This window comes from Sulfitobacter sp. UBA1132, from assembly GCF_002311545.1.
GTDB lineage: Bacteria > Pseudomonadota > Alphaproteobacteria > Rhodobacterales > Rhodobacteraceae > Sulfitobacter > Sulfitobacter pontiacus.
The window spans coordinates 90,786-112,231 of sequence record NZ_DCAN01000021.1 but is presented as its reverse complement, the minus strand read 5'-3'; the positions used below and the strand labels follow the sequence as shown (position 1 = coordinate 112,231).

General features: G+C 62.9%; 17 protein-coding genes, 1 pseudogene and 1 riboswitch. Of the genes and pseudogenes, 5 read left to right on the top strand and 13 right to left on the bottom strand.

The genetic code is table 11. From position 1 onward, the window contains the following. The 7 genes and pseudogenes from cobJ to B4F27_RS17345 form a co-directional block, all read right to left on the bottom strand. A pseudogene (gene cobJ, locus B4F27_RS17375) lies at nt 1–692 on the bottom strand (precorrin-3B C(17)-methyltransferase); the annotation flags it as partial. Continuing rightward, nucleotides 689–1,405 (bottom strand): precorrin-2 C(20)-methyltransferase, encoded by a 717-nt coding sequence (locus B4F27_RS17370; protein WP_286760277.1) that lies wholly within the window; start codon nt 1,403–1,405, stop codon nt 689–691. The gene B4F27_RS17370 and the pseudogene cobJ, both read right to left, overlap by 4 nt. Nucleotides 1,406–1,407: 2 nt before the next feature. Beyond that, on the bottom strand, nt 1,408–2,037 hold the full coding sequence (locus B4F27_RS17365; protein WP_005850082.1) for a precorrin-8X methylmutase: 630 nt from the start codon (nt 2,035–2,037) through the stop codon (nt 1,408–1,410). Next, nucleotides 2,038–3,180 carry a precorrin-3B synthase gene (gene cobG, locus B4F27_RS17360; protein WP_286760276.1) on the bottom strand — a complete coding sequence of 381 codons (1,143 nt, stop codon included), beginning with the start codon at nt 3,178–3,180 and terminating at the stop codon, nt 2,038–2,040. Next, nucleotides 3,177–6,437, bottom strand: a complete 3,261-nt coding sequence (gene cobN / locus B4F27_RS17355) for a cobaltochelatase subunit CobN (RefSeq protein WP_286760275.1) — start codon at nt 6,435–6,437, stop codon at nt 3,177–3,179. Before cobN ends, cobG begins: the two co-directional genes overlap by 4 nt. A gap of 6 nt (nt 6,438–6,443) precedes the next feature. Continuing rightward, complete coding sequence (gene cobW / locus B4F27_RS17350; protein ID WP_009825395.1) at nt 6,444–7,478, bottom strand: cobalamin biosynthesis protein CobW; 1,035 nt, start codon at nt 7,476–7,478, stop codon at nt 6,444–6,446. Next, entirely contained in the window at nt 7,475–7,855 is a 381-nt protein-coding gene (locus B4F27_RS17345; protein ID WP_005850076.1) for a DUF1636 family protein, read from the bottom strand. Before B4F27_RS17345 ends, cobW begins: the two co-directional genes overlap by 4 nt. A gap of 94 nt (nt 7,856–7,949) precedes the next feature. Further along, nucleotides 7,950–8,167: riboswitch (cobalamin riboswitch) on the bottom strand. A gap of 167 nt (nt 8,168–8,334) precedes the next feature. Between B4F27_RS17345 and B4F27_RS17340 the strand changes: the two genes are divergently transcribed. Further along, entirely contained in the window at nt 8,335–9,795 is a 1,461-nt protein-coding gene (locus B4F27_RS17340; RefSeq protein WP_286760274.1) for a cobyric acid synthase, read from the top strand. A gap of 95 nt (nt 9,796–9,890) precedes the next feature. After that, nucleotides 9,891–10,436, top strand: a complete 546-nt coding sequence (locus tag B4F27_RS17335) for a biotin transporter BioY (protein WP_005850072.1) — start codon at nt 9,891–9,893, stop codon at nt 10,434–10,436. Between the two features lie 74 nt (nt 10,437–10,510). Here B4F27_RS17335 and B4F27_RS17330 read toward each other — a convergent pair whose 3' ends face one another. The 5 genes from B4F27_RS17330 to B4F27_RS17310 all read right to left on the bottom strand — a co-directional run bounded on the left by B4F27_RS17330 (nt 10,511) and on the right by B4F27_RS17310 (nt 18,090). After that, complete coding sequence (locus tag B4F27_RS17330; RefSeq protein WP_286760273.1) at nt 10,511–11,932, bottom strand: mannose-1-phosphate guanylyltransferase/mannose-6-phosphate isomerase; 1,422 nt, start codon at nt 11,930–11,932, stop codon at nt 10,511–10,513. Nucleotides 11,933–11,986: 54 nt separating this feature from the next. After that, the gene (gene fcl, locus B4F27_RS17325; protein ID WP_286760272.1) at nt 11,987–12,955 is read right to left on the bottom strand and encodes a GDP-L-fucose synthase; all 969 of its coding nucleotides are present in this window, start codon (nt 12,953–12,955) and stop codon (nt 11,987–11,989) included. A 4-nt stretch (nt 12,956–12,959) separates the two neighbouring features. Next, a complete protein-coding gene (gene gmd, locus B4F27_RS17320) occupies nt 12,960–14,084 on the bottom strand; it encodes a GDP-mannose 4,6-dehydratase (protein ID WP_286760271.1) in 1,125 nt (374 codons plus the stop codon). A 91-nt stretch (nt 14,085–14,175) separates the two neighbouring features. Next, nucleotides 14,176–15,660 (bottom strand): phosphomannomutase/phosphoglucomutase, encoded by a 1,485-nt coding sequence (locus B4F27_RS17315; protein WP_009825389.1) that lies wholly within the window; start codon nt 15,658–15,660, stop codon nt 14,176–14,178. A 216-nt stretch (nt 15,661–15,876) separates the two neighbouring features. Beyond that, nucleotides 15,877–18,090 carry an NADP-dependent isocitrate dehydrogenase gene (locus B4F27_RS17310; protein WP_286760270.1) on the bottom strand — a complete coding sequence of 738 codons (2,214 nt, stop codon included), beginning with the start codon at nt 18,088–18,090 and terminating at the stop codon, nt 15,877–15,879. Nucleotides 18,091–18,609: 519 nt separating this feature from the next. Here B4F27_RS17310 and B4F27_RS17305 point away from each other — a divergent pair. Genes B4F27_RS17305 through B4F27_RS17295 form a run of 3 tightly spaced genes read left to right on the top strand, consistent with a single transcriptional unit; the run spans nt 18,610 to nt 20,830 of the window. After that, nucleotides 18,610–19,281, top strand: coding sequence for a TetR/AcrR family transcriptional regulator (locus B4F27_RS17305; protein WP_286760269.1), 672 nt, complete (start codon nt 18,610–18,612; stop codon nt 19,279–19,281). Nucleotides 19,282–19,311: 30 nt separating this feature from the next. After that, nucleotides 19,312–19,890 (top strand): histidine phosphatase family protein, encoded by a 579-nt coding sequence (locus B4F27_RS17300; protein WP_286760268.1) that lies wholly within the window; start codon nt 19,312–19,314, stop codon nt 19,888–19,890. Then, nucleotides 19,883–20,830, top strand: a complete 948-nt coding sequence (locus tag B4F27_RS17295; protein ID WP_286760267.1) for a 3-hydroxyacyl-CoA dehydrogenase NAD-binding domain-containing protein — start codon at nt 19,883–19,885, stop codon at nt 20,828–20,830. Before B4F27_RS17300 ends, B4F27_RS17295 begins: the two co-directional genes overlap by 8 nt. 12 nt (nt 20,831–20,842) lie before the next feature. On the opposite strand, the gene recR is transcribed toward B4F27_RS17295, so the two are convergent. Continuing rightward, entirely contained in the window at nt 20,843–21,436 is a 594-nt protein-coding gene (recR, locus tag B4F27_RS17290) for a recombination mediator RecR (protein WP_005850052.1), read from the bottom strand. Nucleotides 21,437–21,446: the final 10 nt, after the last annotated feature.

Here is a 21,446-nt window from a genome sequence, read left to right as displayed (position 1 = left end):
TGTCGGCGTTGCCGACGATCACGACCGTGCGCATATCGGCCATCTCTGGCGTCGCTTCGGCCAGCGTGACGGTGCGCAATGTCTCGTCCGGGTGGCTGACGTTGCGCGCGAAAGAGATCAAGGTCTCCGGCCCGCAGGCCTCGCGCAGAATATCAAGCGCGGTGGCGAACTGATGCAGCCGCGAGGCAGAGCGCGGGTTGTAAAACGCCATGGCAANNCCCCGCTTCCCCCGCCAGCCGCAGCCGTTTTTCGATCAGCGACCAGGGCTTCAGATTGTCCGACAGGTTGATCGCGCAGAAATCATGCCCCAGCGGTGCCCCCAACCGCGCCGCCGCCGCGAGCATCGCGGTGATGCCGGGCAGGACGCGAATATCGATTGCCAGCCAGCCTTCCGGGCCTTTCTCTAACGCCTCGAACAGGGCAGAGGCCATGGCAAAAACCCCCGGATCGCCCGAAGACACCACCACAACGCGCCGCCCCGCCGCCGCCATTTCAAGCGCATGTGCGGCGCGGTCCAGCTCTACCCGGTTGTCGCTTTCATGCAGGGTCAGCCCGTCGCGCGGGGCAATCCGGCGCACATAGGGGATGTAGCCGACAATATCGGTCGCCGCGTCCACGGTGGCGCGCACCTCTGGCGTGACCAGCGCCTCGTCCCCGGGGCCAAGGCCGACAACCCGCACCCAGCCGGTCATGGCCGCCGTCCCTGACCATGCACGATCGCGATCGAGAAATAGGGCACGTCGGCCGGGACTTCCGTCAGCTTTTGCACCGTCTGCCCCGCCATCGTGCCTTTCTCGACCAGCCACGCGTCCTGCAAGCGGCCCGTCTTGGTCAGCGCACGCTTCAACTTATCAAGGTTGCGGCCAATCTTCATCACCACCAGCGCATCGGTATTAGCGGCCCGCGTGGCCAGCTCTTCCTCGTCCAGCGTGGCCATGAGCACGGTCAGCACATCATCACCCCAGGTGATCGGATGCCCCGTCGCGGTCCAGCAGCCCGACATGCCGGTGATGCCGGGCACGATCTCGACCTCGGCGCGGCCCTGAAGGCGGCTGTGCAGATGCATGAACGACCCGTAAAAGAACGGATCCCCTTCACAAAGCACGATCACATCTTCACTCTGCGCGAGGTCGGTCAAACGGTCAGCCCAATCATCGTAGAAGGCCGACAGCAGACGGTTGTATTCAGGATCGCTAAAGTGGATCTCTGTCGTGACGGGGTATTCCATCGCATGTTCCACCGCCGTCTCGGCCATGATGCCGTCCACGATGGTGCGGGCCTGCCCGCGCCGTCCGGGTTTGCGGAAAAACGCGACGTGCTGCGCGCCGGTCAGCAAACGGTGCGCCTTGACGCTCATCAATTCGGGATCGCCGGGGCCAAGCCCGATGCAAATGACCTTGCCCATCGTTATTCCTTCCACGTGGCCAGCGCGTTCACCGCCGCCACGGTAATTGCCGAACCGCCCAAACGCCCCTGCACGATCATCGACGGCACGGGCAAATCCTGCATCAACGCCTCTTTCGATTCCGCCGCGCCGACAAAGCCGACGGGGCAACCGATGATGGCCGCAGGGCGTGGGCAGTCGGGATCTTCGAGCATATTGAGCAGGTGGAACAGCGCCGTGGGCGCGTTGCCGATGGCCACCAAGGCCCCCGCCAGATGCGGCCGCCACAGTTCAAGCGCTGCGGCAGAGCGTGTGTTGCCCATCTGCTGCGCCAGCTCTGGCACCTTGGGGTCGCGCAGGGTGCAGATGATCTGGTTGTCAGCGGGCAAGCGCGTGCGGGTGATCCCTTCGGACACCATATGCGCGTCACACAGGATTGGCGCGCCGTCCGCCAGCGCCGCCCGTGCAATCTGCGCCATGTTTTCAGAAAACTGTACGTGCTTTTCCAGCCCGACCAGACCGGCGGCGTGGATCATCCGAACGGCGACACGTTCCTCATCGGGGGTGAACCGCGCCAGATCGGCCTCGGCGCGGATGGTGGCAAAGCTTTCCAGATAGATCGCGGCACCGTTGGTCTCGTAGGTGTGGGGCACTCAAAGCCTCCTGTCTTGAATTTGGGTCACTGTCAGCGGCGCGCTTTGCGGCGGATCGCCTGCGCGCCCGTGGCGGATAAGGGTGAAATGCCCGTCATGGCTGGCGGTCAGCGTGACGGGGGCAGGGGCGGGATGGGCGCAGCCTTTGGCACAGCCCGAGATATGGATCGTGTCGTCGCTGTCTGGCGACAGATGCGCGGCAATGGCGCGGGCGGCATCGCGTGTGTCCGACAAAGCCTGACGGCAGCCGGGGGCACCGGTGCAGACCTGCACACGGCGGCGCAGATCGCGGGCGTCGGTGATGAAATCGGGCAGCGGAGCTGATGGGGTGACCTCTTCCATCAACACCATGCGCCAAGGGGTCAGCCGCAGCGCACCAAGCTCCGCCAGCTGCGCAAAGCTTTCCGCCGTGGTCTGGCCAAAGGCAAACCCGAGAAGCGTGCCTTGCGGGGTCATACCGGGCTCAGGGACGGGCGCAGCGGGCAGGGGGACGGTATCAGCGCCCACAGGAGCCCCCTTCGTCGCGATCTGCGCGGCCATGCGCCCCCGCCCGTCGGTCACGCCACCGGTGTCCAGAAACCAGCGCGCCAGCGTCAGTGCGGCATCTGCGGCAGTCTCGACGCATACCAGTTGGCCCACCTCTGCCCCGTCCGCCCGGCAGATCAAGCCAGCGGCGCTACGTTCGATCCGGATATCGGCAGAGGTGCACGTCAGCACAGGCCGTGCTCCGCAATCGATCGCAAAGCCGAACTTGCTGGGCAGGTCGGGTGCGCCATCATCGGAAAGCGCATGGGCCAGAGCTTGCGCCACGCGGTGGCTGTCGTCCCCATCCTGCCAGAACGGCGTCACGGTGATATTGCGCCGCGCCTCTGCCGCCAGATCGGCATCGACAAGGCCAATCTCGCGCAGCCCGTCGATCAGCGCGGCTTGGCTATCAGTTGTCACCCCGCGCAGTTGCAGGTTCGCGCGGGCCGACAGGTCGATCATGCCATTGCCATAGGTGCGCGCCAGCGTGGCAACGCGGCGGATCTGGTCAGGGCTCAGCCGTCCCATCGGCACACGTAGCCGCACCACCAGCCCGTCGCCGGACATCATCGGCCGCAGCGCACCGGGGCACCAGCCAAAGACCAGCGGCGCGCTCATGCGGGGGTGCCTAATTCGGCAAGGACAGAGTTGCGGCGCGACGTCCAAAGCCCCGCCCGGTGCAGCGCATCAAACCGCGCGCGCAATGCAGCAAGCGCTTGCGGGTTGGCGTCCTGCATGAAGTCGACCAAATCATCGCGCCCGAGCGTGGCATCGAACATGGCGTCAAACAGATGGTCCGGCACGACGCCCGCCAGATGCGCAAAGGCGGCAAGGTGATCCAGCGTCGCGGCAATCTCGGCGGCACCGCGGAAACCATGCGTCATCATGCCAGTGGCCCAATCGGGGTTGGCGGCACGGGCGCGCACCACACGGGCGAGCTCCTCGGTCAGGGTGCGGGCACGAGGCTGGTCGGGGCGGGTGGCATCCAGATGGTAGAGCGCGGCAGCCCCGCCCTTGCCCAAACGCTGCATCGCGGCGGCAAAGCCGGCTTCATGGGCGGCGTAATCCTCTGCCATCAACAGATCGGTCTCGGGCAGGTCTTGCAGGTGCACGAAACTATCGGCCCGCGTCAGCTGCGTCTCAAGCGCGTCGCGGGCATAGGTGATCTCTCCGCGCGCGTCGATCGCGTAGGACGACGCAGCCAGCCACGCCTCGCCCGCCGCTGTGCGCGCCTCGTCGGAATAATCGTCCATCGCGGTGCCGATCCCCAAGCCATAGGATCCCGGGCGCGGGCCAAAGACACGGGGGGTCTGCACCAGATAGGGGTTATCAGCAGCCGTTTCGGGACGCTCGGCCAGCTTGGCAATTGCCGTCTCGAACAGCTGCGCCAGACCGGGGAACATATCGCGGAACAGGCCGGACACCCGCAGGGTCACGTCAATGCGCGGACGGTTCAACAGCGCAAGCGGCAGAATGTCGAACCCGCTCACACGGTCGCTGCCGTCATCCCAGCGGGGGGACAGACCCGCCAGATGCAGCGCCATGGCAAACTCCTCGCCCGCCGTGCGGATGGTGGCAGAGCCCCACATGTCCATGACCAACCCCTTGGGCCAGTCGCCGTGATCCTGCAAATGCTTGCGCAACAATTCCTCGGCCAGCTTCACCCCTTGGGTATAGGCCGCGCGCGAGGGCACGGCCCGTGGATCGGTGGTAAACAGGTTGCGCCCCGTGGGCCGCACATCGCTGCGTCCGCGATAGGGGGACCCCGACGGGCCGGGGGGCACAAACCGCGCAGACAGCGCCGCGATCAGCCCGTCGACCTCGCTCGTCCCATGATCGCCCGCGCCAAAGACATGCAGCCCGTCGCCATATTGCGTTTCCTTGATGTCGCAGACGAAGCGGTCGATGCGGGTCAGCGCCTCTGCCGCGCTGGCGCTGGCATCAAGGCCGAGGTCCTGTTCAACCCCGCGGCCCTGCGCCTCGGCTCGGATATCCGCGATCAGCCGGTCGCGCCGCGCAGGGTCCAGCCCGTCCGCGGTCGAGTATTCATCCAGCAGTCGCTCCAACCGGCCAAAGTCTTCGGGCAGCTTCGATGTCACCAAAGGGGGCGGCATATGGCCCACGGTCACGGCCCCGATACGGCGTTTGGCCTGCGCGGCCTCGCCGGGGTCATTGACGATAAAGGGATAGATCACCGGCATCGGGCCGATCAGCGCCTCGGGCCAGCAGGCGTCAGACAGGGCGACGGATTTGCCCGGCAGCCATTCCAGCGTGCCATGCGCCCCGACATGCACCATCGCATCCGCCTGCTGTTGCAGCCACAGATAGAAGGCGACATAGCCCGGGCGCGGCGTGCGGCTCAGGTCGTGATAGTCATCATCCCGTTCGGCCAGCGCCCCGCGTTCGGGTTGCAAGGCGACCAGCAGCTTGCCACTGCGCAGCGCCGGAAAACAGAACGCCCCGTCGTGAAACAGCGGATCATCCTGCGGCGCGCCCCAGCTGTCGGTCAGGTCATCGCGCAACGCCTGTGGCAGCTTTGCAAGCGCGGCCTCATACTCTGCCAGCGGCCAGCGGAGCGTTTCGGTGCAAAGACGGCTGGCAACCGTTTGCGTATCGGCAAAGTCCCCCGCATCCACGTCATAGCCTTGCGCCGCCAGCTGGGCCGTCATCTCCCGCAACGATGCCAGCGCATCCAGCCCCAGCGCATGGGCCATGTTCCAACCTTTGCCGGGGTAGGTGGACAGCACCACCCCCACAGACTTTGCCGCGTTGCCCTGCACCCGTAGCTGGTGCAAGCGCTGCACGCGATCGGCGATAAAATCCACGCGGTTCGCGTCGGCGCGATGGGCGAAACGGCTGTATTGCAGCGCCTCGTCCCGTTTGCCGGGCTGTTTAAAGCTGACGACACCGCCAAACAGACGGCCATCCACCTCGGGTAAGACGACGTGCATCGCCAGATCGGTGGGGGACAACCCGCGCTCTGATCCGGCCCAATCGCGCCGACGCGCGGTCGATAGGGCGACCTGCACCACGGGGCAATCTGATGCGCCCAGAACAGATGGTTCATCCGGCCCGCGCTGGGCGGAGAAAGCGGTGGCGTTCACGATCACCGCCGGATCAAGCCGGGCGATCTGCTGCGCGATCCACGGCGCGGTGTCCCCCTTGAGGCTGGGCGCGAAGAGCCCCACGGCGTCAAAGCCGCGCGCGTCAAGCGCGGTGATCAGCGCATCCACAGGATCGGTATCGGCAGCCGTCAGATAGGACCGGTAGAAGGTCACAATCGCGCGCGGCTTGTCGGAGGGTTCCGGCGCAGGGATCACGCCAGTGTGGGGGCGGTAGAACCCCGCTTCCGGCACGGTCTTGGCTCCTTTGGCCGGCCCCGCGTAAAGCCCCGCGGCCAGCGACAGCTGCGCCAGTGCCGCCTGCGCAGCCACCGCGCCGCCCGTATCGCACAGATGTTGCAAGCGTCTTAACGTCGAATGCGGCAGCGTCGACAGCGCGTCGAGCCGCGGGTCCGGTTGCCCGTCCGCAGGCAGCACCGCCAGCGCGATCTGCTGCTTGCGCGCCATATCCTGCAAGGTCGCCAGCCCGTAAGGCCAATAGCTTTCGCCCCCGATCAGCCGCACCAATACCGCCTTGGCCCCTGCAAGGGTCTGTTCGGCATAGGTATCGACCGACAACGGATGTTTCAGCGCGACCAGATTGGCCAGCCGCAACGACGGCAAGCCCCCTTCCGCACGATGCCAGCCCGCCGCGAAAGCCCCCAGATCACTGTCCGAAAAGGACAGCACCACCAGATCCGCCGGCGTCTGCCCCAGGTCTTGGGGCAGATCGCTTTGGTCCAGTCCGTGGCTTTCGCGAAAGACGACATGCATGGCGGCTTAGCCCTCCAGCACCGCGCGGATCGCGGCTTCGTTCACGTGATCATGCTCTGCGATCACAACCAGCTGGCTGCGGCGCGGCATGTCCCCCCAAGGGCGGTCGAACTGGCTGCGCACGCGCTCGCCCACGGCCTGCACCAGCAGACGCATCGGTTTGTCCTGCACCGCGATATAGCCTTTGACGCGCAGGATTTTCTGTTCGCGCGCCAAGCGCAACACGGCGGCCTCAAGGGTGGCGACATCGGCGACCTCGCCCATGTCGATCACCACGCTTTCAAAGTCGTCATGTTCGTGATCATCATGCCCGTCGTGGTGGCTGGGGCGCGCGTCGATGTCATCTTCGGCGGCGGCTTCCAGACCCAGCACAACGCGCGGGTCGATCACGCCTTCGGTCATCGGAATGATCGGCAGCTTGCGCGGCGCATGCGCCTCGATCACCTTGCGCGCGGCCTCGACGCCGTCGGGGCCTGCCAGATCGGCCTTGGACAGCAGCACGATGTCGGCGCAGGCGATTTGGTCTTCAAACACCTCGGACAAAGGCGTTTCGTGGTCCAGACTGTCGTCGGCATCGCGCTGCGCGGCCACGGCCTCCAGATCGGGGGCGAACTGCCCGCTGACCACGGCTTCGGCATCGGCCAGGGTAATCACGCCGTCCACGGTGATGCGCGACCGGATCGCTGGCCAGTCAAACGCCTTGAGCAAAGGCTTTGGCAGCGCCAGCCCCGACGTCTCGATCAGGATATGATCAGGCGTTTCGGGCAGGGCCATCAGGGCTTCGATGGTGGGGATAAAGTCATCGGCCACGGTGCAGCAGATACAGCCGTTTGCCAGCTCGACGATGTTCTCGGCGGGGCAATTGTCAATCGCGCAGGATTTCAGGATGTCGCCATCCACACCGGCGGTGCCGAATTCATTGACCAGCACGGCCAGACGCTTGGAGCCCGCGTTCTCCATCAGGTGACGGATAAAGGTGGTTTTGCCAGCGCCCAGAAAGCCGGTGATCACGGTAACGGGGATTTTGGTAAGGTTGGTCATTCGGTAGGCTCCTGTGGGGGAATGCGGGCGATGGATTGTTTGCGGAAGACCACGGGGCGTTCGCGCCAGGGCACCACGCCATCAGAGGTCTGGGCATAGGCAGAGACGCCCTTCACGATATCGGACAAATGCGCGTCAGTGTCGAGATCGCCATACACATAAGTCCAGCGCGACGGCCCACCCGACAGGACCATCGAACAGCCCCGCGAACAGGCCGACAGACATTCGGCTCCGCGCAGCTGCACACCGTCGGGCAGATGCCCCGACAGCGCGTCAAACAGCTGTTGGCCGGGGCGCGGCGCGTCCTCGGCAGTGATCTGACCTGCGCGACAGGTGGTGCAGATGGTGACGGTGACCGGTTGATCCGTGGTGGTCATATCTTGCCTCATACGTCGATGGGCCAAGGGGGATCGCCAGCAGCGAACGACATGCGAACAGCGTTCTAGGCCAGTCGCGAAACACCCCGTTCGCCCGTTACAAACTATGCTGGCAGGTCTCCCGGCTTGCGGATCTAAGGCAGCTTGCCTTGCGAACCTTCACCTTCCCAGCCTAGGGGCCAGTGGTTGAAAGCTCTCTCCGGTCACGGTCGCGGGGGCGGCTGCGCTTTGCGCTGACCCAAGGCTGGATCAATGCGTATCGCGTTCCCTCTTCGCCTGTCTGGGACAGGAACCAACATACGCCCTGCATTGGTCATTTGCCGGCCTCTGTCAAGCTGCGCCTGTCATAACGCAGGGGCCAAATCCGCTTTGCGCGGATTTTCCCGCGGGCGACCAATGCGCAGAGGCCGTCCGCGGATGCTTGACGGGATCAGCGCAGGCTGACACCAAGAGCTGCACAAAAAACACGAGGTCCCGCCATGCCCACCCGCGCCATCATGATCCAGGGCACCGGATCGAATGTGGGGAAATCGATGCTGGTGGCGGGCCTGTGCCGCGCGGCCACGCGTCGGGGGCTTTCCGTGGCACCGTTCAAGCCGCAGAACATGTCGAACAACGCCGCCGTCACCGAGGACGGCGGAGAGATCGGCCGCGCCCAAGCTCTGCAAGCGATCGCCTGCAGACGGCCCCTGTCGGTGCATATGAACCCCATCCTGCTGAAACCCGAAACCGACAGCGGGTCGCAGGTGATCGTGCAAGGGCAGCGCCACAGCACCCTGCAAGCGCGTGACTTCAGCAAGGCCCGCGCAGGGTTGATGGCCCCCGTGCTCGAAAGCTTCGGTATCCTCGGGCAAAGCGCCGATCTGATCATCGTCGAAGGCGCCGGCAGCCCGGCAGAGGTGAACCTGCGCCAGAACGACCTTGCCAATATGGGCTTTGCCCGCGCCGCAGGTGTACCCGTTGTCTTGGCCGGAGATATCAACCGTGGCGGCGTCATCGCCCAGATCGTCGGCACCCAAGTGGTCATGGACCCGCAGGACGCGGCGATGATCACCGGCTTTCTGGTCAACAAGTTCCGCGGCGATGTCAGCCTTTTTGACGACGGCTACCGCGAGATTGAACGCCGCACCGGCTGGACGGGGTTCGGCACATTGCCGTGGTTTGCCAATGCGCATCTGCTGCCCGCCGAAGACGCGGTGGACCTGTCGCGCGCCCCCTCCGACGGGGGGTTCCACATCGTCTGCCCCATGCTCTCGCGCATCTCGAACTTCGACGACCTCGACCCGCTGGCGGCGGAGGCTTCGGTGCGGCTGACCATGGTCCCCCCCGGCACGCCGCTGCCCGCGGACGCCGATCTGGTGATCCTGCCGGGCACGAAATCCACCCGCGGCGATCTGGCTTTCCTGCGCGCCCAAGGCTGGGACATCGACCTTTATGCTCATGTGCGGCGCGGCGGCGCGGTGCTGGGAATTTGCGGTGGCTACCAGATGCTGGGCCGGTTTATCGAGGATCCGCAGGGCTTCGAGGGCCCCGCGGGGCGCGAAGAGGGGCTGGGCCTGCTGGATGTTGAAACCCGCATGGCCCCGGACAAGACCCTGACCCGCGTCACCGCCGACCATGCCGCCACGGGCACACAGATTGACGGCTATGAAATCCACATCGGACAGACGGTGGGGGCCGATTGCGCCACGCCCTTTGCGCATATCAACGGCATCCCCGACGGGGCAGGGTCGCGCGATGGCAAGATCACCGGCACCTATCTGCACGGGCTCTTTACCAACGACAGCTTCCGCAGTGCCTGGTTCGCGCAACTGGGGCTGGGGGCAGGGCCGACTTCCTACAGTCAGACTGTGGAAGATACGCTCGACGCGCTGGCCGACCATATGGAAACCCATCTGGACGTGTCCGCCCTGCTGGCCTGTGCCGCACCGGTTGCATAACACCCGCGCTGACCTTTGGTCACGATCACGACGCTTGCTTAATTTTGTGATCGCGGGGATACATGCCGTCAAATTTACGCAAAGGACCCTTTGTTATGGAACGTAACCTGACCCTCGTTGCGCTGTTCGCTGCCCTGATTGCAGCACTTGCGTTGATCCCGAAATTCTCGCTTGGCTTTGGCGTGCCGATCACGGCGCAAAGCTTGGGCATCATGCTTTGCGGGACCGTGCTGGGGGCCAAACGCGGCGCGCTGGCCGTGCTGCTTTTCTTGCTGCTGGTCGCTTTGGGGCTGCCGCTTCTGGCCGGTGGCAACGGGGGGCTGGGTGCCTTCATGCTGCCGTCCTCCGGCTTCCTGATCGGCTTCCCCGTGGCGGCTTTTGTCACCGGCCTGATCGTCGAAAAATGGTACGGGCCCTCGCTGACCATCGTTGCGGCGGTTGCTTCGGTCATCGGCGGGATCGTCGTGCTTTATATCTTCGGGATCATCGGCCTGTCGATCGCGCTGGATAAATCGCTGCTGGAATCCGCCGCGCTCGTTACCGTGTTCATCCCCGGTGACATCATCAAAGCGGTGCTTGCAGGCTTTATCACCAGCGGTCTGGCCAAAGCGCGCCCCGCCAGCGTCCTGTCGCGCAGCTGATCCGACGCAAAGCCTGAACAACGAAAGCGCCCCTAAAGGGGGGCGCTTTTTTCGTTGCCAAGGCAGACGAAGCCTTACCCCCGCGCATAGACATCCTCGTAGCGGATAATATCATCTTCGCCAAAATAGCTGCCGGTCTGCACCTCGATCAGCACCATGGGCAGTTTTCCCGGGTTCTCCATCCGGTGCACAGACCCGAGCGGGATGTAGACGGACTGGTTCTCGCTGATTAATTTGACGGTATCGTCCACGGTCACTTTCGCGGTGCCTTCGACCACGATCCAATGTTCCGACCGGTGGTGATGGCTTTGCAGGCTCAGAGCTGCACCGGGGTTTACCACGATGCGTTTCACCTGAAACCGCCCGCCGATCACAAGGCTTTCGTACCACCCCCACGGCCGGTAATCGCGCGGCAGTTGGACCGCTTGGCTGGCATCCCGCCTTTTGAGCGCATCCACCGCTTCCTTCACCCGCTGCGCTTGCGATTTATCCGCCACCAGCACCGCATCGCCCATGGCGACGGCGATGATGTTGTCCAGCCCGATGCCGACCAGTTGCAACCCGTCGGTTTCCGATCGCAGCAGCGTGCCCGCACAGTCAATCGCGGTGGCATTGTCTGAACAGACATTTCCCGCCGCGTCAGGCCCGCTTTCCAGCCAGACCGCATCCCACCCACCCAAATCGGACCATCCGGCGGCGAACGGCATCACCGCGAGGTTATCCGCCTTTTCCATGATCGCATAATCGATAGAGATATCATCGGCTTGGCACCAAGCTTCGGGCGCGAGACGGGTCAGCCCCAGATCAGAGGTCGCCCCGTCAAGCGATGCGCGCACCGCGCGCACCATCTCGGGCGCGTGGGTCTGATAGGCCGCAATTATCGTCTGCGCCGTGAACAGGAAGATCCCGGCGTTCCACAGGAAATTCCCCGCCTGCAGCATCCCCTGCGCCTGTGCGCGATCCGGCTTTTCGACAAAGCGCGCAAGGGGTTGCGGGGTTTTGGCGCTCGCATCCGCCCCCTCGGCCAACTCAAGATAGCCATAGCCCGTTTCGGCCCGCGTAGGCGTGACGCCAAAGGTGACCAGATCACCTGCCTGCGCGCGCGGCACCGCGGCTTGCACGGTCTGGGCAAAAGCATCGCAGTCGGGAATCACATGGTCCGACGGCGCGACCAGCATCAGCGCTTGCGCGTCAGTGCGCGCGATATACAGCGCCGCGGCAAGGATCGCAGGGGCGGTATTGCGCCCCTCGGGTTCGATCAGGATCGCCTGCGCCGCCCGTTCAACCTGCGCCAGTTGTTCGGTCACGATAAACCGGAACGGATCGCCGGTCACCACAATCGGCGGGGCGAATCCGGGGCCGGTCAGACGCTTGGCCGAGATCTGGAACAGGCTTTCATCCCCCATCAGCTTGGCAAACTGTTTGGGGTAGCATTTGCGCGACAGGGGCCAAAGACGTGTGCCCGACCCGCCGCAAAGGAGAATAGCGTGCATCATGAGAGGCAGTTAATCTGAAAAATTCTAACGAGAGATTAATCAAATGCGAGAGATTTAGCTGCGCAGGTGATCCTGTCGCAAAAACCAATCATACGTCTCGCGCAGCCCGTCTTTCAGATCGATCCGCGCGCGCCAGCCCATATCCGCCAAACGCGAGACATCCATCAGCTTGCGCATCGTCCCGTCTAGCTTCGACGTATCGAACACCAACCGCCCTTTGAACCCCGTCACCTCCGCCACCATCTGCGCCAGCGCCGCGATGCTGATGTCGCGGCCCGTGCCGACATTGATATGGCTTTGCATCGGGTGCATCTGCGCAGCGTAGGCATCACGCGGCAGGTCGAGCACAAACAGCGACGCTTCCGCCATATCGTCCACATGCAGGAATTCCCGCATCGGTTTACCGCTGCCCCAAATCACGACCTTCGCCGCCCCGTCGCGCGTGGCCTCGTGGAAACGACGGATCAGGGCGGGCAAAACATGGCTGTTTTGCGGATGAAAATTATCCCCCGGCCCATAGAGATTCGTTGGCATCACACTGCGATAATCCACGCCATATTGCCGGTTATAGCTTTCGCAAAGTTTAATGCCCGCGATCTTGGCGATGGCGTAGGGCTCGTTCGTGGGCTCAAGCGGGCCGGTCAGCAGGGCATTTTCGGCCATCGGCTGCGCCGCGTCACGCGGATAGATGCAAGAGCTGCCCAGTTGCAGCAGCTGTTGAACCCCCGCGGCGAACGCCTGATGGATCACATTACATTCGATCATCAGGTTTTCGTAAATGAACTCAGCAGGATATGTGTTGTTCGCCATGATCCCGCCAACCTTGGCCGCGGCGAGGATCACCACATCCGGACGCTCCGTCGCCATAAATTCGCGCACCGCCGCTTGATCGGTCAGGTCCAGTTCTGCACGGGTCCGCGTCACCAGTTCCAACGCCTCCCCAGCATCCTGTCGCGCCTGCAACTGCCGCAAGATCGCCCCGCCGACCATGCCGCGATGCCCTGCGATATAGAATTTCCGCATGGGCCTACCCGTTCTCGAGCGGGATCGGCAGATCCAGCCCGTGCTCTTTCAATAACGCATGCCGCCGTGCGATCTTGAGGTCATTCGCCACCATCTCTGCACACATCTCTTGCGCGGTGATTTGCGGCTCCCACCCGAGTTTCTTCTTCGCCTTGGCGGGCGATCCCAGCAACGTCTCCACCTCGGCGGGGCGGAAATACTGCGGATCAATACGCATCACCACATCGCCGGGGCTGACCGCGGGGGCATCCTCCCCAATGACGCTATCGACAACAGCATATTCATCCACGCCCGTGCCTTCAAACCGCAGGCTGATCCCAAGCTCTGCCGCCGACCATGTGATGAACTGGCGCACGGAATACTGCACGCCGGTGGCGATCACGAAATCCTCTGCCACGTCCTGCTGCAGCATCATCCACTGCATGCGCACATAATCCTTGGCGTGTCCCCAATCGCGCAGCGCGTCGAGGTTGCCCATATAAAGACACCCCTCCAACCCCTGCGCGATATTGGCCAAGCCGCGCGTGATCTTGCGCGTGACAAAGGTTTCGCCACGGCGGGAGCTTTCGTGGTTAAAAAGGATGCCGTTGCAGGCATAGATCCCATAGGCCTCGCGATAATTAACCGTGATCCAATAGGCGTACATCTTGGCAACCGCATAGGGGCTGCGCGGGTGAAAGGGTGTTTCCTCCGTCTGTGGTGTCTCTTGGACCAAGCCATACAGCTCAGAAGTTGATGCTTGGTAAAAGCGGGTCTTTTTTTCCAACCCCAGAAACCGGATCGCCTCTAGCAACCGCAGGGCCCCGTTGGCGTTCACCTCTGTCGTATATTCGGGCGTCTCGAAACTGACCGCGACATGGCTTTGCGCGCCAAGGTTATAGACCTCGTCCGGCTGCACCTCGCGCATGATCCGCGTCAGGTTCGAACTGTCGGTAAGATCGCCATAATGCAGGATCAGATCGGGATCATCCTCGTGAGGGTCTTGATAAATATGATCAATCCGCTGCGTATTAAGAGATGACGACCGCCGCTTGATCCCGTGCACCTCGTATCCTTTGTCCAGCAACAACTCCGCCAGATAGGACCCGTCTTGACCGGTGATACCGGTGATCAGCGCGCGTTTTACCATCAGGGCCCCTAAACGAAAAATGTGCCTGCCCGAGGGGGCAGACACATCAACATTTACTCAACTTAGAGGATTTTGGCGAGTCTTGATGCAATCAGAAGGTTTGATCGTAGTCGCCAACCTCCGGCTCTGTCCGGATCACCGCGTCCAGATCGGCGAAGATCGCGCGCAATTCTTCCTCGGATTCAGAGCTTTCGCAGACCACCACAAGGTTCGGCGTGTTCGAAGAGGCGCGCACCAGCCCCCAGCTGCCGTTGTCCAGGATCACCCGCGCGCCATTTACGGCCACGACCTCTTTCACGGGGCGGCCGCCCAACTCGGTCACGTCTTTCAACTTGGCGACGATCCGGTCGAGAATATCGTATTTGTCCTCGTCCGACGCATAGGGCGACATGGTGGGGGTGGAATATGTGTGGGGCAGGGCGCGGCGCAGGTCCGACATCTTCATGTCGGGGTTGCGGTCCATCAGTTTGCAGACTTCGACCGCAACGCGCATGCCGCAGTCATAGCCGCGCCCGATGGGTTCAGCCAGGAAGTAGTGGCCGGATTTCTCGAACCCCGCCAGCGCGCCCAACTGTTTCACGCGCCGTTTCATGTGGCTGTGGCCGGTTTTCCAATAGTCCGCCGTAACGCCATTGGCCTGCAAAACAGGGTCAGAGGCATAAAGCCCGGTCGATTTGACATCGGCGACAAAGGTGCTGTTGGGGTAAATCGCGGACAGATCGCGCGCCATGATGACGCCCATCTTATCGGCGAAAATCTCTTCGCCCTCGTCATCCACCACGCCGCAGCGGTCGCCGTCGCCGTCAAACCCAAGCGCGAAATCCGCGCCCGAGGCTTTCACGCTGTCGGACATATCATGCAGCATTTCCATCGCTTCGGGGTTCGGGTTGTAATGCGGGAACGTGTAATCCAGCGTGTTGTGGCTATCGACCACCTCGACCCCCAGACGGCGGAACAGTTCGGGCGCGAAGGCGGCGGCGGTGCCGTTCCCCGTGGCGCAGACGACCTTGAGCTTGCGGGTCATTTTGAAGTCGCCCACCAGATCATCCAGATAGGCTTCGCGCACACCGTCGACGAATTCATACTTGCCGCCTTCGCGCTGTTCGCCACGCCCTTCCAGAACGATATCGCGCAGTTCGGCCATCTCGTCGGGGCCGTGTGTCAGCGGGCGTTCAAAGCCCATCTTCACGCCGGTCCAGCCATTGGGGTTGTGCGAGGCGGTGACCATCGCCACCGCTGGCGCATCCAGATGGAATTGCGCGAAATAGGCCATGGGCGACAGGCAGGGGCCGATATCCTTAACGTGAATACCCGCCTGCATCAGGCCCAAAATCAGCGCATTTTTAATCGATAGGGAATAGTCGCGGTAATCATTGCCGACAGCGATAACGGGCTCGATCCCGCGCTGTTGCATCTGCGTGCCCAGACCAAGGCCAAGCGCGGTGATGCCCGGCAGGTTGATCGCCTCGGGGTACTGCCAGCGCGCGTCATATTCGCGAAAACCGGTGGGGGCGATCATGGGGTCGCGCAGAAATTCCCATGTGTTCGGCGTGACTTTGGGCAACGGCTTGGTCATGAAATATCCTGATCTATCAGCGTTAAAATACTGCCCTCTTCGATAGAAGGAATGCGTGCAGGGATCAACTGACAGCAAGGGCGCGGGACGGTTTGTTGCCGACGGTGCGGCAAGGTGCCGGTCAAACAACCGGCAGTGCCTGCGAATGGTTCCCAAAGAAAACGCCCCGCCCTTTTGCAAAAGGACGGGGCGGATAGGTCGCGATGCTGTGGTGCCTTAGCCGATGATGGCGTTCAACGTGGCCGACGGCCGCATCACCGCTTCGGTCTTGGCGGGGTCCGAATGGAAGTACCCGCCCAGATCGACCGCTTTGCCCTGAACCTCTGCCAGCTCGGCCATGATCTTGTCCTCATTCGCCGCCAGTTTTTCAGCGATGGGGGCAAAATGTTCAGCCAATGCGGCGTCGTCGCTTTGGCTGGCCAGCGCCTGTGCCCAATAGAGGGCAAAGTAATAGTGGCTGGCGCGGTTGTCCGGCTCGCCCACTTTGCGCGATGGCGATTTGTTGTTGTCCAGAATGCCTTGGGTCGCGGCGTCTACGGCTTTGCCCAGGACGGCGGCCTTGGCATTGTCCTTCTGGTCCGCGAGGAACTTCAGGCTTTCGCCCAACGCACAGAACTCGCCCAGGCTGTCCCACCGCAGGTGGTTTTCTTCAACCAGCTGCTGCACGTGCTTGGGGGCGGACCCGCCCGCACCGGTTTCAAACAGGCCACCGCCCTGCATCAGCTTGACGATCGACAGCATCTTGGCCGAGGTGCCCAGTTCCAAAATCGGGAACAGGTCGGTCAGATAGTCGCGCAGCACGTTGCCGGTGATCGCGATCGAATTCTCGCCCTTGCGGATTGTCTCCAGCGTCTGGCGCGTGGCCTTGGCGGGGGACATGATCTGGAACTTGTCGGCCACGCCCTTGGCTTCAAGGATCGGCTTCACATAGGCGATCAGCTCTGCGTCATGGGCGCGGTTCTCGTCCAGCCAGAAGATCGCCTCGCAGCCTTCGGCTTTCTGACGGTCGATGGCCAGCTGTACCCAGTCCTCGATCGGGGCCTTGCGGGCCGAGGCCGCGCGCCAGATGTCGTTCGCCTCGACGTTGTGCTCGGAAATCACGTCGCCATTGGCGGCGATCATTTTCACGGTGCCGTCAGCGGGGATCTCGAACGTGGTGGGGTGCGACCCGTATTCCTCGGCCTTCTGCGCCATCAAGCCGATGTTCTGCACAGTGCCCGAGGTCGTCGGGTCCAGCGCGCCGGTTTCCTTGAAGTAATTAATGCTTTCTTCATAGACGGGGGCGTAAGAGTTGTCGGGGATCACGCAGTTGGTGTCGTGTTCCTTGTTGTCGGGGCCCCAGCCCTTGCCGCCAGCGCGGATCAGCGCGGGCATGGACGCGTCGATGATCACGTCGGATGGGACGTGCAGGTTGGTGATCCCTTTGTCGGAATTCACCATATACATCGGCGGGCGTGCATCCATCGCGTCTTTGACGGCTTGGGTGATTTCGGCATTGTCCTTGATCCGCTCCATCATGTCGCCGATGCCTGCGTTCGGGTTCACACCCGCCGCTTTCAGCTCGTCACCGTATTTGTCGAAGACGGGCTTCAGATATTCCCGCACAGCGTGGCCAAAGATGATCGGGTCCGACACTTTCATCATCGTCGCTTTCATGTGCAACGAGAACAGCGTGCCGTCTTTCTTGGTCTCTTCGATCTGCTCGGCCAGGAATTTATCCAGCGCCTTGGCAGACATGAAGGTGGTGTCGACCACAGTGCCCGCGGGGAAAGAAACGCCATCCTTCAACACGGTCTCGGTCCCGTCGGCGGCAACATGCACGATCTTGGCGGCGCCAGCCTGCGCCTCGGTCAGCGTCAGGGATTTCTCGTTCGAGAAGAAATCACCGCCCGACATCGACGATACTTTGGTTTTGCTGTCCTTGGACCATGTGCCCATCGAATGGGGGTTCGCCATCGCGTATTTCTTGACCGCATTGGCCGCGCGACGGTCCGAGTTGCCTTCGCGCAGAACGGGGTTCACCGCAGAGCCCTTGATCGCGTCATAGGCCGCGCGGGCTTTCTTTTCCGCGTCGGTGCTTGGCGCTTCGGGATAGTCGGGCAGCGCATAGCCCTGACCCTGCAATTCCTTGATCGCGGCGACCAACTGCGGCACCGAGGCAGAGATATTCGGCAGCTTGATCACATTGGCGTCGGGCGTTTTCACCAGATCGCCCAGGATCGCCAGATCGTCGGACTGTTTTTGCGCCTCGGTCAGCGCGTCGGGGAAGGCTGCCAGAATACGCCCCGACAAAGAGATATCACGGGTGCCCACAGAAACCCCTGCCGCATCGGCAAAGCTGCGGATGATCGGCAGCAGCGAATAGCTTGCCAGTTCGGGGGCCTCATCGACCTGCGTGTAAATGATGTCGGGTGTCTGTGTCTCAGCCATGGTATCCAGCCTTTCCTGAAGTTTGGTATGCGATAGTACACTTAGTTTGAAATATCCACCTCCCCCGCGTCACGAAGGCCGCGAAACTGCGGCCAGCGGCGGCGAAACGCGCAGGGCGATGCCCAAGCCACCACATAGCGCCCCCCGCAGCATTGCAAAACGAATCACTCACCTCTCCTTGGGTCGAGCGGGGTTGATGCCGTTAACGCTCACACACGCGGTAAGTGCGGGCAATGAACCCATACCGTGTCACGCTGCCTATTTGTTCAACCCTCAGGGGGGTGTGCCCTCTGGTAACAGGTGATTCGGTGCAATTCTTGGTCGCAAACCAAAGCCGATGTCGCTAAGCGCACCCAAATCCCGAGGCAACGAACTGGTTTACTTTGATTTTTGATAAAGTTTGCGAAAAATGCTGAAGCGCCGCAATAATAACAGTCGCGGGGCATGTGTGACCACTGCCGGACCGCGCAACGCGCAGGTCATGCACCTTGATGGCCTGATCAGAGGGACCGGGGTGTCATGACGGACCGAAAGGAAGACGGCACAAGCAAGGATGGCCGCGTCGCCCGCGGCGAGATCACCCGCGAACGCGTGCTCGACGCGGCAGAGCGGTGCTTTGCCGAGCTTGGTTTTGATGCGGTCAGCATCCGCCGGATCGCGCGCGAAGCCGACGTCACGCTGGGTGTGGTCGGCTTTCACGGGGGAACAAAGCAAGAGCTTTTCGTGACCGTGCTGAAACGGCGGGTCGAAACGCTCAACGCCATGCGCATGGCGCGGCTTGATGCGCTCAAATCGACAGAGCGGCTCACGCTGGAAACGCTGATCGATGCCTATGTCACCCCGTATCTCGAAATCGCCTCGCGCGGGGATCCGCAATGGCGGGCCTATGCGCAGCTGGTGGCGCGGATCATGTCTGACGAACGCTATTACCGCGAGGCAGGGCCGCTTTATGATCGCGTCGCCTCTATCTACCTTGACGAAATGGAGCGTCTGCGTCCCGATTCCGACCGTGAACAGCTTGCTGCGGTGCTGTCGCTGACCGTGTCCTCGATGGTGTCCATCGTCGCAAGCGGCATCCGCATCGCGGGCCTGTCGCAAAGTGATCGGCGCGAAAGCCCTATGGTGTATCGCCCGCTCTTGCTTGATTTTTGTGTGGGTGGCGTTCTGCGCGCGCTTGAGCCAAAGTGCTAGGCAACTCAACGCGATAAAAGGCCCCACGTCATGAAATCCTATCCCAAAGTCTGGTTCCTGCGGCACGGTGAAACCGAATGGAACGCAGAAGGGAGGGTGCAGGGCCAGACCGAATCCGTGCTCTCCGAACGGGGCAGGGTCCATGCGCAGCAGCAGGCCGAGCTGATGGCACCGATCCTTGCGCATAACCCGCCCTGCATCGTGTCGCCGCTTAAACGCACGCGCCAGACCGCGGATATCGCCCTTGGCGGGCGGGACTACCAGACCGACGATCGCCTGAAAGAGATTTTCGCCGGCGATTGGGAAGGCCACCTGCGCGCCGATATCTTCAAGAACCTGCCCGAAGGCATCACGGCGCAAAGCCCCCATATGGAATTCTATTGCGCCGCTCCCGGTGGCGAAGGCTTTGACGTGTTTCAGGCGCGGGTGAATGCCTTTGTCGACACGCTGACCGAACCCACCGTCGTGGTCGCTCACGGGCTCAGCGGCCAGCTTTTGCGCGGTGCGCTCTGCGGGTTGAACCGCGCCGAGCTGGGCCAGCTGTCAAACCGGCAGGGCTGCGTCTATGTGCTTGAAAACGGGCAGGAAACGGTGCTGTCGGTTGACTGACACGACCTCGATGATGCCCCGCTGCACCGTGGCCGTCATCGGCTGCGGGTTGATCGGCGCAAGCTGGGCCGCGCTGTTCCAGCACGCAGGCCACACCGTCCGCGCGTGGGACCCTGACACAGATGCCCGCGACGGTTTCGCCGCCCGCGTGGCGGGGCCCTTGGCGCAACTGCAAGAAATCTCGGCGGGGGCGGCCTCCCAAGGCGCGCTTTCAACCCACGAGAGTTTGCAAGACGCCCTGCAAGACGTTGTGCTGATCCAGGAAAACGCGCCCGAGAACGTGCCGCTGAAACACCAGCTTTACGCACAGATCGAAACTATCGTCGCGCCGGATGTGATTATCGCCTCCAGCACCTCGGCGCACCCGTGGTCGGATCTTGTGCCGGGGATGCGGCACCCCGGCCGGCTGATCACCGCACATCCCTTCAATCCGCCTCATCTGGTGCCGCTGGTCGAAGTCTACGGCCCTGACACGAACGTGCTCGACTGGGCCGAAGGGTTCTACCGCAGCCTCGGCTCTGCGCCCGTGCGGCTGAAAAAAGATGCGGTGGGGCATATCGCCAACCGGCTGTCCTCGGCGCTCTGGCGCGAGGCGGTGCATATCGTCGCCGAGGGCATCGCCGATGTCGACGCGGTGGATCAGGCGCTGGTCAACGGCCCGGGGATGCGCTGGTCGGTGCTGGGGGCGCATATGGCCTATCACCTTGGCGGGGGCGCCGGGGGCATGGCGGGCTATCTGGCCCATCTTGGGCCAAGCCAGCAGAAACGTTGGGATAATCTCGGCGCGCCTACGCTCGACGCCGAGACATGCGCGCGTCTGGTCGACGGGGTAAACATTGAGGCCGCAGGCCGCAGCATCGCCCAGCTAGAGGCCGAACGCGACGCCGCCCTGATTGAACTTGCACAGATGCGCAAACGGCTGGCGGATCGGAAAGCCTGAGGCCACGTGGCCCTAGATCGATTTGCGCGCGCGCATCGCTGCGGTGATCGTCCCATCGTCAAGGTAATCAAGCTCCCCGCCGATCGGCACACCCTGGGCCAGAGAGGTCAACCGCACCTGACCCTCAAGCTGGTCCGCGATATAATGCGCCGTGGTCTGCCCGTCGATTGTGGCGTTCAGCGCCAGAATAACCTCCGACACGGCCTCGTCGCGCACACGGTCCATCAGCCGGGGGATGCGCAATTCCTGCGGGCCGATGGCATCCAGCGCCGACAGCGTGCCACCCAGCACATGATAACGCCCCTTGAACACGCCCGACCGTTCCATCGCCCACAGATCGGCGACATCCTCGACCACGCAAATCTCGCCATTGGCGCGTTTTTCCGACGTGCAGATGTCGCAGATATCGGCGGTCCCCACATTGCCGCAGTTGATGCATTCGCGCGCCGTCGCCGCCACGGTCTGCATCATATCGGCCAAAGGGGTCAGCAACAGCGCGCGCTTGCGGATCAGATGCAGCACCGCCCGGCGGGCCGAGCGTGGCCCCAATCCGGGCAGCCGCGCCATCAGGTCGATGAGCGCATCAATGTCGCGTGTGCTGCTCATCTGTGGACCC